Origin of the sequence: Gordonia sp. QH-12, from assembly GCF_001578675.1 — a bacterium.
Lineage (GTDB): Bacteria > Actinomycetota > Actinomycetes > Mycobacteriales > Mycobacteriaceae > Gordonia > Gordonia sihwensis.
Window position 1 is genome coordinate 1 of sequence record NZ_KQ969282.1, and the last position, 13,218, is coordinate 13,218.

General features: G+C 67.3%; 16 protein-coding genes. 7 read left to right on the forward strand and 9 right to left on the reverse strand.

Annotated features, from left to right (window positions below):
• Nucleotides 1-186 precede the first annotated feature (186 nt).
• Nucleotides 187-978, reverse strand: coding sequence for a ParA family protein (locus Y710_RS00005; protein WP_039867080.1), 792 nt, complete (start codon nucleotides 976-978; stop codon nucleotides 187-189).
• A gap of 65 nt (nucleotides 979-1,043) precedes the next feature.
• Entirely contained in the window at nucleotides 1,044-1,469 is a 426-nt protein-coding gene (locus Y710_RS00010; RefSeq protein WP_039867043.1) for a hypothetical protein, read from the reverse strand.
• Nucleotides 1,470-1,536: 67 nt separating this feature from the next.
• On the opposite strand from Y710_RS00010, the gene Y710_RS00015 reads away from it, so the two are divergent.
• Complete coding sequence (locus Y710_RS00015) at nucleotides 1,537-2,484, forward strand: diacylglycerol/lipid kinase family protein (protein ID WP_006895532.1); 948 nt, start codon at nucleotides 1,537-1,539, stop codon at nucleotides 2,482-2,484.
• Nucleotides 2,485-2,736: 252 nt separating this feature from the next.
• A complete protein-coding gene (locus Y710_RS00020; protein WP_006895533.1) occupies nucleotides 2,737-2,991 on the forward strand; it encodes a WhiB family transcriptional regulator in 255 nt (84 codons plus the stop codon).
• 100 nt (nucleotides 2,992-3,091) lie between these two features.
• Here Y710_RS00020 and Y710_RS00025 read toward each other — a convergent pair whose 3' ends face one another.
• From Y710_RS00025 to Y710_RS00040, 4 genes are all read right to left on the reverse strand, one after another.
• Nucleotides 3,092-4,633, reverse strand: coding sequence for a sensor histidine kinase (locus tag Y710_RS00025; protein ID WP_062365830.1), 1,542 nt, complete (start codon nucleotides 4,631-4,633; stop codon nucleotides 3,092-3,094).
• A 44-nt stretch (nucleotides 4,634-4,677) separates the two neighbouring features.
• Nucleotides 4,678-4,899 carry a biotin/lipoyl-binding carrier protein gene (locus Y710_RS00030; RefSeq protein ID WP_006895535.1) on the reverse strand — a complete coding sequence of 74 codons (222 nt, stop codon included), beginning with the start codon at nucleotides 4,897-4,899 and terminating at the stop codon, nucleotides 4,678-4,680.
• 275 nt (nucleotides 4,900-5,174) lie between these two features.
• Nucleotides 5,175-5,471: a mycothiol system anti-sigma-R factor gene (rsrA, locus tag Y710_RS00035; RefSeq protein WP_045537950.1), complete on the reverse strand. Its 297-nt coding sequence runs from the start codon at nucleotides 5,469-5,471 to the stop codon at nucleotides 5,175-5,177.
• Nucleotides 5,468-6,256: a sigma-70 family RNA polymerase sigma factor gene (locus tag Y710_RS00040; protein WP_101841536.1), complete on the reverse strand. Its 789-nt coding sequence runs from the start codon at nucleotides 6,254-6,256 to the stop codon at nucleotides 5,468-5,470. The genes rsrA and Y710_RS00040 overlap by 4 nt, the downstream gene beginning before the upstream one ends.
• Before the next feature lie 40 nt (nucleotides 6,257-6,296).
• On the opposite strand from Y710_RS00040, the gene Y710_RS00045 reads away from it, so the two are divergent.
• Together Y710_RS00045 and Y710_RS00050 are read left to right on the forward strand one after the other, a co-directional pair.
• The gene (locus tag Y710_RS00045; RefSeq protein WP_006895538.1) at nucleotides 6,297-7,043 is read left to right on the forward strand and encodes an SOS response-associated peptidase; all 747 of its coding nucleotides are present in this window, start codon (nucleotides 6,297-6,299) and stop codon (nucleotides 7,041-7,043) included.
• A 9-nt stretch (nucleotides 7,044-7,052) separates the two neighbouring features.
• Nucleotides 7,053-7,427 carry a DUF5313 family protein gene (locus Y710_RS00050; RefSeq protein WP_045537954.1) on the forward strand — a complete coding sequence of 125 codons (375 nt, stop codon included), beginning with the start codon at nucleotides 7,053-7,055 and terminating at the stop codon, nucleotides 7,425-7,427.
• Here the strand turns inward: Y710_RS00050 and Y710_RS19005 are convergent.
• The gene (locus Y710_RS19005; protein ID WP_231875640.1) at nucleotides 7,369-7,671 is read right to left on the reverse strand and encodes a hypothetical protein; all 303 of its coding nucleotides are present in this window, start codon (nucleotides 7,669-7,671) and stop codon (nucleotides 7,369-7,371) included. The genes Y710_RS00050 and Y710_RS19005 overlap by 59 nt on opposite strands.
• Before the next feature lie 405 nt (nucleotides 7,672-8,076).
• Entirely contained in the window at nucleotides 8,077-9,567 is a 1,491-nt protein-coding gene (locus Y710_RS00060) for a flavin-containing monooxygenase (protein ID WP_006895541.1), read from the reverse strand.
• A 238-nt stretch (nucleotides 9,568-9,805) separates the two neighbouring features.
• On the opposite strand from Y710_RS00060, the gene Y710_RS00065 reads away from it, so the two are divergent.
• Complete coding sequence (locus tag Y710_RS00065; protein ID WP_062365833.1) at nucleotides 9,806-10,735, forward strand: quinone oxidoreductase family protein; 930 nt, start codon at nucleotides 9,806-9,808, stop codon at nucleotides 10,733-10,735.
• A 22-nt stretch (nucleotides 10,736-10,757) separates the two neighbouring features.
• Here Y710_RS00065 and Y710_RS00070 read toward each other — a convergent pair whose 3' ends face one another.
• Nucleotides 10,758-10,946, reverse strand: coding sequence for a hypothetical protein (locus Y710_RS00070; RefSeq protein WP_039867048.1), 189 nt, complete (start codon nucleotides 10,944-10,946; stop codon nucleotides 10,758-10,760).
• 119 nt (nucleotides 10,947-11,065) lie between these two features.
• On the opposite strand from Y710_RS00070, the gene Y710_RS00075 reads away from it, so the two are divergent.
• Complete coding sequence (locus Y710_RS00075) at nucleotides 11,066-11,908, forward strand: aldo/keto reductase (protein WP_006895543.1); 843 nt, start codon at nucleotides 11,066-11,068, stop codon at nucleotides 11,906-11,908.
• Nucleotides 11,909-12,026: 118 nt separating this feature from the next.
• Nucleotides 12,027-13,196: an aminotransferase class I/II-fold pyridoxal phosphate-dependent enzyme gene (locus Y710_RS00080; protein ID WP_006895544.1), complete on the forward strand. Its 1,170-nt coding sequence runs from the start codon at nucleotides 12,027-12,029 to the stop codon at nucleotides 13,194-13,196.
• Nucleotides 13,197-13,218 lie beyond the last annotated feature (22 nt).

The window sequence follows — 13,218 nt, forward strand, 5'->3', positions numbered from 1 at the left end:
CCGCGGGCTGGTCCGGCAGCGCACCTGTGGCAACGACAGTCGCGACCGAATCAGTGATCGAATCGCTCATCGCCGCCACCTCCCCCGAGTGTTTCAGCTGGTCACACCATGTTTTCTTGACCTATCCGAACACTACCAAGGGGGTCTGACAGAACTCCCGAACCAATCGACCGACAGTTCGCCTCGCTAGATCTCCAACTCATACGTCCGGACGTCGGCACCATTCCACGACTGCCAAAGGTTGTCGGCGAGGTCGCGGTACGCGGTGGCGCCCTTGTTCTTCCGCCCGCGCATCACTGACGCACCGGAGGCCGAGGCCTCGGCGAAGCGGACGGTCCGCGGGATCGGCGGGTCCAGCACAGGCAGCGCATAGCGGTCCGAGACGTCCGACAGCACGTCGCGACTGTGGGTGGTCCGGGCATCGAACAGGGTCGCGACCGCACCGAGCATCTTGAGGTCCGGATTGGTGATCTGCTGAACTTCAGTGACGGTACGCAGCAACTGTCCGACGCCGCGGTGCGCGAGCGTCTCACATTGCAGCGGGACCACCACCTCGTCGGCAGCGGTGAGTCCGTTGAGCGTCAGAACCCCCAGCGACGGCGGGCAGTCGATGAGCACCACGTCGTAATCCTGCGCCACCTCCGCCAAGGCCCGTTTCAGCGCGTATTCGCGGCCCGGCCGCATCAACAGCAGCGCTTCGGCACCGGCGAGGTCGATGGTGGCGGGCAACAAGGTCACATTGTCGTCGGTATCGAGCAGAACGTCGGCGATGTCCTCGGCGCCGATCAGCACGTCGTGCACCGACTTGGTCAGCTGATCCGGGTCGTGCCCCAGCGAGAAAGTGAGGCAGCCCTGGGGATCGAGATCGACCACGAGAACCGAGACGTCCTCGTCGGCCAGGGCGGCGCCGATCGACGCGGTGGTGGTGGTCTTCGCCACTCCACCTTTCTGATTCGCGATGGCAAGGGTGCGCGTCATGGCCACCACCATACGGTGGCGTCCCTCATACCACCGGGATCAGGCGTCCGGGTCACACGTCCGGCTCACGCGTCCGGCGGCAGATCGTCCGCATTCAGCCAGGTGAGCGACGCCGGCGCGAAGAGCAGCACGAGGACCGCCAGCGCGACGATCGCGACCGGCACCCCGATGAGGGGAAGTCCGCTGCCGGTGATGAGGGTGTAGGCCACCGGCAACAGCAGAATCTGCGCCATCAACGAGACCCCGCGACCCCAGCGCCGTCCGCGAGTCAGGGCGAGGCCTCCCGCGAAGACGCCGCCGCCGATCGCCGCGAACCACGCGGCGGTGCCGTACCCGCTGATCGCGGCCTCGTGGTGCCCTGCCATCTCGCGAATCACAAGGACCACCGCGACGATGAGACCCAGTGCACCCTGGACCGCCGTCACGTAGCCCGCCCAGCGGAGGGTGCTCGGGACGCCGGGAACTCGGCGGATGGGATCAGAACTGCTCACTACTCCAGGGTATGGCCGAGCACCCCCGACTCGTGAATCGGGCTCGTGCCCGATAGTGTGATGCCTCGTGCGCGTCATGCTCATCACCAATCCGTTCGCCACCTTCACGACTGCTGAGGGACGTGACGCGCTGGCCAACACTCTCGATTCCCGATATCACGTCGATGTGGAACACACCACACATCGCGGCCACGCCGGAGAACTCGGGGCGCGCGCGGCCGCCGAAGGCTACGACGCGGTGGTGGTGCACGGCGGCGACGGCTCGGTGAACGAGGCGGCCAACGGCATCCTCGGCTCCCCGGACTCCTTGTCCCGCCCTCCTTCGAGCCTGCCGGCTCTGGGCGTCGTTCCCGGAGGAAGCGCCAACGTCTTCGCGCGGGCCCTCGGGATCGACCGTGACCCCTTGACCGCGACCGCGCAACTCATGGCGATACTCGACCGCGGCGAACGCCGCTCGATCAGCCTCGGCCACACACTCAACCGCTGGTTCCTCTTCAACGCCGGTATGGGCATGGACGCGATCGTCGTCCGCCGGATGGAGGAACTGCGACACAAGGGCAAGAAGGCGACCGCGGGTCGCTACTTCCGGACCACGGTCAGTTCGTTCGTGAAACCCTCCATCACTCCCCCGACGTTCACCGTCGAAGTCCCCGGACGCCCCGCGATCGACGGCGTGCGGTTCGGCTTCGTCAGCAATACCGGCCCGTGGACCTACTTCGGCACCCGGGAGATCCGGACGAATCCACACACCGACTTCGACCACGGACTCGGCATCTTCGCCGCCACGTCGGTCTCCGTGGCACGGAATGTGGTGCTCGGCGCTCGCCTCCTGGCCGGCACCGAACCCAGGGCTCACCATCTGTATCGCGACGACGATGTGGAATGGGTCCGATTCACTTCACCCGAGCCGGCCGACGTCCAGATGGACGGCGACTACCTGGGCGTTTACGACAAGATGGAGTTCGGCTACCGTCGCGCAGTACTGGATGTGGTGGCGGCGCAGAAGGCCGGTTAACCCCTGCGCTACTGGCCGGTAAGCACGTGTTGGGCCGCTTGCCAACCTGTTGTGATCTATCCGGCATTCGCCGCGCAGCTATAGCCAAGCGGCGATGCACAGTAGTACAACAGTTGTTGACGCAATCACCCACCCCCTGCCAAGCGACGTCCTGCGCCCCAAGCCAGGTGAATTCGGTATTGCAGCCCAAGTCGAATTTTGACGATCACGCATGCGTGCGCGACAACGCCGCAGGTTTAGAAGGAGTACGTAATGGACTGGCGCCACAAGGCTATTTGTCGTGACGAGGATCCGGAGCTGTTCTTTCCGGTCGGCACGTCGGGCCCGGCGATCGCCCAGGTTGCTGATGCGAAGCTGGTCTGCCAGCGCTGCCCGGTGACCGCTGAGTGCCTGGCATGGGCCCTTGAGACCGGTCAGGACGCCGGCGTCTGGGGCGGCATGAGCGAGGACGAGCGTCGCGCGCTCAAGCGCCGCAACGCGCGTACCCGCGCCCGCAGCGCCGTCTGACGCGACCCAGTTCACGAAGGGAGCCCCCGGTCCGAGACCGGGGGCTCCCTTCGTGGTCGCGTCCATGTCCTCAGTGGAGGTCGGTCCTCAGCGGGGCTCCTCAGTGCAGGGGAATGTCGAGCCGCACCCGGGTGCCGCCGGTCTCCGGCACCGGTGCGATCTCGATCTGCCCGCCGAGGTCGTTGGACACCAGAGTCCGGACGATCTGCAGTCCCAGCCGGTCCGAAGCCGCCAGATCGAACCCCTCCGGCAGACCGCACCCGTTGTCGGTGACCGTCACCTGCAGGTCGCGCACGTCGCGGATCGCGCCGACCACGATCTCCGCACCGTCCTGGCCAGGAGCGAAGCCGTGCTCGATCGAATTCTGGATCACCTCGGTGAGCACCATGACCAAAGGCATGGCCAGATCGGCGGGCAGGACTCCGAGTCGGTTCTCCCGCCGCACCGTCACGCGCGTACCGCCGTCGGGCAGCCACACGTCCACCAGCGACGACCCCAGTCGGTCGACCACGGTGTCGAGGTCCACCTCTTCGTCGACGCTGCCGGAGAGCATCTCGTGCACCAGCGCGATCGACGAGACGCGCCGTACCGCTTCTCCGAGGGCCGCGGTGGTCTCCGGGTTGCCCGAACGGCGCGCCTGCAGGCGCAGCAGCGCCGACACACTCTGCAAGTTGTTCTTGACGCGATGATGGATCTCGCGGATCGTCGCGTCCTTGCTGATGAGCGCGAGATCGCGCCTGCGCACTTCGGTCACGTCGCGGATCAGCAGGACCGCTCCCCGCGACTGCCCCGCCGATCGGAGCGGCACCGCCCGCAGCAGCACGGTGGCACGGCGCGCGTCGAGTTCCATCCGCAGCGCGATATCCGGAGAGGGCAGGCAGGCGCCGTCGGGGGTTCCGGCGGCCGCGGCGATCATCGCCTCGGCATCGGCAGACTCGAAGGGATCCGTCAGCAGGGCGGCGAGAACCTCAGCGATGCGCGAGCCGCCGAGGTCGGTGGTCCAGCCCATCCGGTGCACGGCCGACAGTGCATTGGGGCTGGCGTACGTGACCGAGCCGTCGACCTCGATGCGGATGAACCCGTCACCCGCCCGCGGCGTCGACAGTCCGAGCGTATTGGCCTCGTCGAGCGGAAAGGCACCCTCGACGACCATCCGGCAGAGCGCCTCGGCGGCGTCGCGGTACGCGGATTCGAGCGGTGACGGCGGACGCGGATCGGAGGCGTCGCCGGCGCGGCCGAGCACCGCGATCACCTCGCCGTCGAAACCGACGGGGATGGCGGTGCGTTCGATGAGCACGTTCCCGAAACGGGTGGCGATGCCCTCGCGCTCGATGACCCCCGACCGCAGCGCCGCGGCCATCAGCGGGTTGGCGCCCTGGGCACTCGCCGGCCGGTCCACCCGATGCCCCACCTCGTCCCGGGGGAACACCGTCGACGCCGTGTTCGGCCGCACCTGAGCCACATAGACCAGGCTCGGGGGCTCTCCGCCCGCACGACCGTCCTCATCGCGGACCGCGAGGAGGTAGTCGGCGAAGGAGAGGTCGGCCAGCAACTGCCATTCGGCCACCAGCCGCTGGAGGTGCTCGGCGGCCGCCGCGGAAAGCGTCGTGTGCTCGGCGAGGAGATCAGTGAGTGTCGCCATGGGCGCGGTTCAGAGCGAATCGGTGCGGCGGCCCGTAACGGTGGTCAGTCCTTCTCGTAGGTGGCGATGATGTCGCCGGCCTGGATCACGTCGCCGACGTTGACCTTGACCTCGGAGAGCACGCCGGCGTCCTCGGCCAGCACCGGGATCTCCATCTTCATCGACTCGAGCAGCACGAGGGTGTCGCCCACGTCGACCCGCTGACCGGCTTGCGCCGAGACCTCGAGGACAGTCGCAACGATTTCATTGACCACGTCTTCCGCCATGGATGACATGGTAACCGAGCGGCCGTTCGGCGCGTTCGCTTGTCGTCGTGATTAACGTCCGCGCCCGGCGACGTGAAATAATCGTCGTCGCATACCGGCCCGCACGATCTAAGGAGGTCCGTCATGGGTAAGCGCGGACGTAAGAAGCGCAGTCGTAAGAAGAACGCAGCCAACCACGGCAAGCGTCCCAACGCCTGAGTCGTCGCACTCAACGACGACGAAGCGGCCCGGCTCCTCGAGGGGATCCGGGCCGCTTCGTCTGTTCTGGCGCGGTGTCAGTCGGACTCGACGCGGTACGTCGTCTGCCGGATACTCACCGATCGGCGGATCTCGACGCGGAGCCGTTCGCGCAGACCGTCCGGGGCGTGGTCCCCGCCGCACTTGCGGCTGATCAGCTCCTTCAGCTGCTGCTGCACCCCGTAGTGCTCGAGGCAGGACGGGCACGCGTTCACGTGGCCCTCCAGTCGCTCGCGCGCACCGGCGTCGCACTCGTTGTCGAGGAGAAGCCAGATGTCTGCCAGGACCGCGGAGCAGTCCAGGTTCTCGAATTCACTCTCGCCGGCGCCACTCATTTCGCCACCTCGCTGGTCCGTCCGAAACCACGCTCCCGAGCGACGTCGGCCAGCAGATCGCGCAACTGGCGGCGGCCGCGGTGCAGACGCGACATGACGGTGCCGATCGGGGTGTCCATGATCTCGGCGATCTCCTTGTACGGGAGCCCTTCGACGTCGGCGTAATACACGGCCATCCGGAAGTCCTCCGGCAGCTTGCTCAACGCCTCTTTGATCTCGTCGTCCGGCAACGCGTCGAGCGCCTCGATCTCCGCCGAACGCAGACCCGTGGACGTGTGCTCCGCGTTGGCCGCGAGCTGCCAGTCGGTGATCTCGTCGGTCGGATACTGCGCCGGCTGGCGCTGCTTCTTGCGGTAGGAGTTGATGTAGGTGTTCGTCAGGATCCGGTACAACCAGGCCTTGAGATTGGTGCCCTCGCGGAACGACGCGAACGCCGAGAACGCCTTGATGTAGGTCTCCTGCACCAGGTCTTCGGCGTCGGCCGGGTTGCGCGTCATGCGCAGCGCGGCACCGTACATCTGGTCGAGGAGGGGCAACGCGTCCCGCTCGAACCGCTCGGTGAGCTGCTCGGGCGTCTCGGCCGGTGCTGGACTGTCAGATGACACGAACTTCCCTTCGCCGGAAATGTGCTCCACCAAGTCTAGCGATCCACGCGCCGCGCGGGCGCCCTCCGGCCGTCCACGCACGGTCGCACCACGGTCCAGGGTTGCTGCAGCCACGCCTGCGCCACCTCCTTCAGTCCGTCCACCCGAGTCGGGTCGTTCGCTCATCGACTCGGTCAACAACCCGTCCGCGCAGTTTGTTCCGGCGTGCCAGCATTGAAGGATGTGCGGACGCTATGCAGTGACCACCGACCCGGCCAGACTCGCCGCCGAGATCGACGCGGTGAACGAGGTGCCTGCGGACACGGTACGGGAGTCGTACAACGTCGCGCCGACCACGACGGTGATGACGGTGGTGCAACGCCACGAGCACGGTCGGCCCGACGACATCCCCGCGCGGCGCGTGCGGGCGATGCGGTGGGGCCTGGTGCCGTCGTGGACGAAGGAACTGGGCAAGGGGCCGCTGCTGTTCAACGCACGCGCCGAGACCCTCGCCGACAAACCGGCCTTCCGCGGGTCGCTGGGAGGCAAGCGGTGCCTGGTGCCGATGGACGGCTGGTACGAGTGGAAGCCCGGTCCGCCGGGAGCGAACGGCAAACCGACCAAGGTCCCGTTCTACATGACGCCCGCCGACGGCACCCGCCTGTTCATGGGCGGTCTGTGGGCGGCGTGGCGGCCGGCGCAGGCCCGCGCCGCCGGCGACGATTCGCAGTGGATCTCGAGTACGACGATCATCACCACCGACTCGGTGGGGCCGTTGCGCGAAGTCCATGACCGAATGCCGCTGATCATGCCGGTGGAGTTCTGGGACGCCTGGCTCGATCCCGATCACCGCGCGGATCCCGATCTGTTGGCGCCGCCGGCCGCCGAGTTGGCCGAGGCGATCGAGATCCGCGAGGTGTCGAGCCTGGTGAACCGTGTCGCAAACGACGGTCCCGAACTTCTCGAACCCGTCGGAACCGTGGGATAGTCGGTGGCCATGAGCCCTGAACGTCCCGGATTCCTGCAGAAGATCGGCTATCTGCTCGGCCGACCGCTGCCCGGATCGATGCGGGACTGGATCGTCGAGGACCTCACCGGTCCGGGACATATCCGTCGCTACGTGATCCGCGGGCTGCTGCCGGTGATCCCCCTGTTCGTCGCCTTCATGTTCATTCCGGGGATGCTGTGGGTGAAGCTGGGAATGGTGGTTCTGCTACTGATCCCGTTCCTGTACTTCCAGGTGGCGCTCAGCCGCGTCTACCGCCGACATCTGCTGGTCAACAACGGCCTCGACCCGGCGCTGCTCGACAAGGTCAGGATCCAGCGCGCCGATTCGATTCACGACGAGTACCGCGAGCGGTACGGGCGCTGAGCGGTAGTCGGGCAGCCGCCGCGGCGAGGATGCGCGCGAGGTCGCCGGGACGACTCCACATCGGCCAGTGTCCGGTCGGCAGGTCGACGAAGTCGACGTTCTCGAGGTTCAACACCTCGGCGAACATCGGGTGACCCGCTTCGGCCGACTCCATGATCCGCGCTGCCGGAATCGAGCAGCACACCAGAGTGGCCGGGACCGCCAGACGCGCGTCGTCGGTGAGTTCCACGCGCCCGCGCAGCACCGGACCGGGGCTCCGGCACTGCCCTGACTCGAAAACGGTCGAGAGCGTCGGGGCTCAGGCCCTCGAGATTGGCCTGCTGCCCGAGCACGTCGAAGGGCGGCAGGGGGAGCTCGTCCGAGTCGTCGGACGCATCCGGTGCGAAGACGCTGCCGGAGGCGACCGGCCCACTGTCGACCCACACCACCCGGCCGATGAGTCCGGGATGGCGATCGAGCACAAGGCTCATCGGAGAATTGGCTCCGCTGTGCGCCACGACGACCACCGGCTGTGTCTCGGAGGCCTCAGCCCGGGTCATGGCCTGCTCGATCGCCGCCACTTGGTCATCGAGCGTTCTGGACGCCCTATGATCGCCGGGTCAGGTCTGACGGACGTAGGCGATACCCCTCCCCCACCGGTGCCGCGAGATCACGAGTACACGTAATCACTGACCGGGAAGTTGGCCTGCTCGTACAGCGTCGTCAGGGTCGCGTTGGGCCGCAGGAGCGTCGCCTCACCGTGCTGGTTGAAGTAGTAGCTGCGCGACGTGGAGCAATCACCGGCGTAGAACACCGACGATGCGAGGTTTCGGGTCGCGCGGTCGAGGAACTCGGCATTGGCCCGCTCCGTGACCTCGAAGCGAGTCGCACCGCGGCGGCGCATCTCCCCGAACAGCCTCGCGATGTGCTTCATCTGGCCTTCGATGGTGGTGAAGTACGACAATCCGCTGTACGAGTACGGGCTGTTCAGCGTCAGGAAGTTCGGGAACTTCGGAACACTGATCCCCTCGTACGCCTGAAACCTGCCCTCGCGCCACCACTTCCCGAGATCGCGGCCGTCACGGCCGACGATCGTGAACGCGGGAAAGTTCACATCCCACAGGTTGAACCCAGTCGCCAGGACCAGGGTGTCGACGTCGACCCGCCGTCCGTCGGCCAGGACGATTCCGCCGGGCACGACGGAATCGATCGTGGCCGTCTCGAGATGGACGGTCGGCTGGTTGAACACGCGGAAGTACGTGTTGGAGAACGTCGGCCGCTTGCAACCGAAGTCGTAATGCGGCGTCAACGCTCTCCTGATCGCCTCGTCGCGCACCTGCAGCCGCATGTGGGTCTTCGCGAGCAGCGCCGCGAGCCGATTGCCCGGCTTGGCCTGCCGGTAGTGCAGCACCCCGAATACCATCAACGCCTCGAGCAGCGAGGTGTTGACCGCGCGGGCCGCCTTCTGCGCCAACGGGATCCGGGCGAAGAGATGCTGCACGGGACGCGGGATCGGAAAGTCGATCTTCGGCACCACCCAGATGGGCGTCCGTTGGAAGACAGTGAGTTCGCGCGCCGTGCGGGCGATCTCGGGAATCAACTGCACCGCGGTGGCACCGGTCCCGATCACCGCGGCGCGCTTGCCGCCGAAGTCGTATCCGTCGGGCCACGCCGTGGTGTGAATGATGTCGCCCGCGAAGGTGTCGATCCCCGGGAAGTCGGGGGTGTGCGGCTGCGAGAGGAACCCGGTCGCGGTCACCAGGTACCGGGCCGTGCGGACTGTACCGTCGGCGGTGCGCACGGCCCAGCACTCCTTCGCCTCGTCCCAGTCGGCGCGCTCGACGACCGCCCCGAACTCCATATGGCGCCGGAGGTCGTACTTGTCGGCGACGTGTTCGGCGTACCTCTTGAGTTCGGCTCCGGGCGCGAACAGCCGCGACCAGTAGGGGTTGGGTTCGAAGGAGTACGAGTAGGTGACCGATGCGATGTCGACGGCCAGTCCCGGATAGTGGTTCACGTGCCAGGTGCCGCCGAGGTCGTCCTCCCGTTCGAGGATCGCGATGTCGTCGACGCCGAGCCGTTTGAACTCGATTCCCGCGCCCATGCCGCCGAAGCCCGCTCCGACGATCACCACCTCGTGGTCGACCCGTCGCTGACTCATCACCGTCTCCGATCCACGAACCTCTTTAGTGTGACGTGCAGTACACGTTAACTCGCGAGGCCGACGATGAACAGGTTCCGCGATCGCCGCGAGCATCGTTTGCGGGCCGGGGCACGGTTGGCATGATGGATTCGAGGGCCCGCATGCACGAGCCCTTCGCCCACCAGGCGCGCGAAGGGCGGGCCGGCTGCACGATCAGGGCCGAATCCGATTGACACACAAGAGAGTTGGAGCAGACATGGCCAAGAAGATCATTGCCACCGGTTACGGCGACCCGGCCGACGTCCTCGCGGTGACCGACGTCGACGTCCCCTCCCCCGGCCCCACCGACGTGGTCGTCGCCGTGCGCGCCGCCGGTCTCAACCCGTACGACGTGAAGCTCGTGCGCGGCGTCATGGGCACCAAACCCGAGAAGCTCCCGCTGTCGCTCGGCGCCGAGGTCGCGGGCGTCGTCCATGCCGCGGGCGCGGAGTCCGGATACCGAGCCGGCGACGAGGTGGTCGTCTACCCGGCGGCGGCCGCACTCGCCGAGTACGTCCTCGCCGACGCCGATCGCGTCCACCGCAAGCCGGCCGATCTAGGCTTCGCCGAGGCGTCGTCGTTGCTCTTGGCCGGCGTCACCGCGGTCGACACGCTCGCCACCCTCGGTGTCACCGGAGACGACGTCCTGTTGGTTCACGGTGGCGCCGGTGCGGTCGGGTCGATCGTCGTGAGCGAGGCGGTGGCCGCCGGAGCCACGGTCATCGCCACGGCCTCCGACCGCAACCACGATCATCTGCGCGAGTCGGGCGCGGTCCCGGTGGCGTACGGAGAGGGCCTGGCCGAGGCCATCACCGAGGCTCGGGACGGCAAGCGCGTCACCGGGGTGATCGACACCGTCGGCACCGACGAGGCGATCGACGTCTCCCTCGACCTCGTCGCGCCGCACCGGATCGTGAGCGTTGCCGCGTGGGGCAGAGTCGACGACGGCATCGTCGTCGTCGACGGAAGCAGCGAGCAGAGTCGCCACCATCGCCGTGCGGCAGTCGAGCCGCTCCTCGAGGACGCCGCTTCCGGACGGATCACTGTCGAGATCGCCCGCACCTTCGGGTTCGACGATGCGGCCGAGGCCTTCGACGAACTGCTCGGTGCGCACCCTCGCGGGAAGTACGTCTTCGAGCCGAAGTAGCGGGCGTTCGTACGGGGCGGCGTCAGGACTTGCGGCCGCCGAAGAAGAGCGCTCCCGCGCCGACGATCGCCAGCCCGATGAGGACCACCCAGAACGCGGCCTTCAGCAGCGGGCCGATGATCGACAGGGCGATCAGCACGGCGATGACGATCAGCACGATCTTCCAGACCGACGTGCTGTTGGACTTCCGGGGTTCCAGGTTTGTACTCATGACTCCACGGTGGTCGCTCCCGGCCGATATGTCACCCCTCGACCGCCGATACCAGGGAAAGTTCAGGGTCCTCCCGGACCGGTGGAATACCGAGAGGGCCCGCGGGCGTTGGTCGTTGAATGGCAGAGAACACGATTCCGGAGATCACCCTCAACAACGACGTCCGCATTCCGCAACTCGGGTTCGGCGTCTTCCAGATCGCACCCGCCGACACCAAGGAGGCCGTCCTGACGGCCTTGGAAGCCGGTTATCGCCACATCGACACCGCCCAGATGTACGGCAACGAGCGCGAGGTGGGCGAGGCCGTCCGAGAGTCCGGGCTCGACCGCGCCGAGATCTTCGTGACCAGCAAGCTCAACAACAACGCGCATGATCCGGAGGCGGCTCGCGACGCCACCGCGCGCAGCATCGACGCACTGGGCATCGGCCCGATGGATCTGTATCTGGTCCACTGGCCGATGCCCGCGGTCGGCGACTTCACCGATACCTGGCGTGCCATGGAGCGCTTCTACGAGGACGGACAGACGCGTGCGATCGGCGTCTCGAACTTCCAGATCGGACACCTCGAGCGACTGCTCGCCGAGACCGAGGTGGTGCCCGCGGTGAATCAGATCGAGGTCCACCCGTACCTCTCTCAGACCGAACTGCGCGAGTACAACGCGTCCAAGGGCATCGAGACCGAAGCGTGGTCGCCCATCGCCCAGGGCGACGTTCTCGACGACCCGGAGTTGAAGGCGATCGCGGCGCAGACGGGCCGGACGGTCGCGCAGGTGGTGCTGCGGTGGCATGTCCAGCTCGGCAACATCGTCTTTCCGAAGTCGACCACCCCGTCACGGATCGTCGAGAACCGGGACATCTTCGACTTCGAACTGACCGACGAGCAGATGTCCCGCATCGATTCGCTCAACGCCGACCGTCGCCGCGGCCCGAACCCGGACGAGTTCAACTGGATTCCCGAGTGAGCCCCGCACCCCGATAGCCCGAGGATCGATCCGGACTCCCCGCGCACCGGCGCGCGCACGACGCCGACCGGTGCGCGGGGATTCTGGTGTGCCGACCGCGCCGCATAGCATCGACGGTATGAAGTTCTCCCGCCGCGCCGAAGCCGTCAGCCCGTTCTACGCGATGGAATTCGGCAAGCACGCCGCGGCGCTCGAGGCACAGGGGCATCACGTCGTGAAGCTCAATCTCGGTGAACCCGATTTCGGAGCGCCTCCGGCGTTTCTGCGCGAGGTCCGGCGCATCAGCGACGGGCGGCCCCTCCCCTACACCGGTGCTCTCGGCCTCGACGACCTGCGGCGGGCGATCGCCGGATTCACCACCGAGCACTTCGGTGCACGAGTGGCGCCGGAACGCGTCGTGGTCACCACCGGTGCCTCGGCGGCGCTGCTCCTGTCCTGCGCGGCCCTGATCGATCCCGGTGACGAGGTGCTGGTGGCCGACCCCTCGTACCCGTGCAACCGGCGTTTCGCCGAGAGCTTCGGCGGCCGAGTGCGGTTGCTGGAGACCTCGCCGGCGACGCGTTTCCAGCTCGACGCGCAAACGGTGGCAGACCGATGGCGCCCCGAGACGCGCGGGGTGATGGCGGCGACTCCGTCGAATCCCACGGGTACGTCACTGCCGCACACCGAGCTGGTCGAGTTGTGCGGAACGGTCTCCGAACGCGGAGGGTGGCGCATCGTCGACGAGATCTACCTCGGCCTGGCCGATGACGGGCCGGACGGGCCGCCCCGCAGTGTCGCGGCCGACGACCCGGGCGCCATCGTGATCAACAGCTTCTCGAAGTACTTCGGTATGACGGGCTGGCGGCTCGGATGGGCCATCGTGCCGGAGGCGATGATCCCCGTCGCCGAGCGGCTCGCCCAGAACTACTACATCTGCCCGCCGACACCGTCTCAAGTCGCCGCGCTCACGTGCTTCGAGCCCGAGACCCTCGCAGTGGCCGAGGACCGTCGCGCTCAGTTCCGGGCACGTCGCCGACTGGTTCTCGACGGGCTGGAGCGCATCGGTCTCGATGTGCCGGTCCGGCCCGACGGCGCCTTCTACGTCTACCTCGACGTGTCGGGCACCGGGCTCACGTCCAGCGAGTTCTGCGAGACCGCCCTCGCGCAGGCCCACGTGGCGCTGACCCCCGGCAAGGACTTCGGCGACGCCGGAGCGGAGCGCTTCGTCCGGCTCAGCTACGCGGCGTCCGAAGAGGATCTCGCCCTGGCGATCGACCGACTGGGCGACCTGATGAACCGGATCTGATCGCGGCGTTCTGCCCGACAGG

What these genes read in the sequence shown, in the direction of transcription:
- Y710_RS00005 (WP_039867080.1), bottom strand. Translation starts at nt 978, where the DNA reads ATGACGCGCACCCTTGCCATCGCGAATCAGAAAGGTGGAGTGGCGAAG.
- Y710_RS00065 (WP_062365833.1), top strand. Translation starts at nt 9,806, where the DNA reads ATGGCCAAGAAGATCATTGCCACCGGTTACGGCGACCCGGCCGACGTC.
- Y710_RS00075 (WP_006895543.1), top strand. Translation starts at nt 11,066, where the DNA reads ATGGCAGAGAACACGATTCCGGAGATCACCCTCAACAACGACGTCCGC.
- Y710_RS00080 (WP_006895544.1), top strand. Translation starts at nt 12,027, where the DNA reads ATGAAGTTCTCCCGCCGCGCCGAAGCCGTCAGCCCGTTCTACGCGATG.
- Y710_RS00020 (WP_006895533.1), top strand. Translation starts at nt 2,737, where the DNA reads ATGGACTGGCGCCACAAGGCTATTTGTCGTGACGAGGATCCGGAGCTG.
- Y710_RS00070 (WP_039867048.1), bottom strand. Translation starts at nt 10,946, where the DNA reads ATGAGTACAAACCTGGAACCCCGGAAGTCCAACAGCACGTCGGTCTGG.
- Y710_RS00025 (WP_062365830.1), bottom strand. Translation starts at nt 4,633, where the DNA reads ATGGCGACACTCACTGATCTCCTCGCCGAGCACACGACGCTTTCCGCG.
- rsrA (WP_045537950.1), bottom strand. Translation starts at nt 5,471, where the DNA reads ATGAGTGGCGCCGGCGAGAGTGAATTCGAGAACCTGGACTGCTCCGCG.
- Y710_RS00050 (WP_045537954.1), top strand. Translation starts at nt 7,053, where the DNA reads ATGAGCCCTGAACGTCCCGGATTCCTGCAGAAGATCGGCTATCTGCTC.
- Y710_RS00060 (WP_006895541.1), bottom strand. Translation starts at nt 9,567, where the DNA reads ATGAGTCAGCGACGGGTCGACCACGAGGTGGTGATCGTCGGAGCGGGC.
- Y710_RS00045 (WP_006895538.1), top strand. Translation starts at nt 6,297, where the DNA reads ATGTGCGGACGCTATGCAGTGACCACCGACCCGGCCAGACTCGCCGCC.
- Y710_RS00030 (WP_006895535.1), bottom strand. Translation starts at nt 4,899, where the DNA reads ATGGCGGAAGACGTGGTCAATGAAATCGTTGCGACTGTCCTCGAGGTC.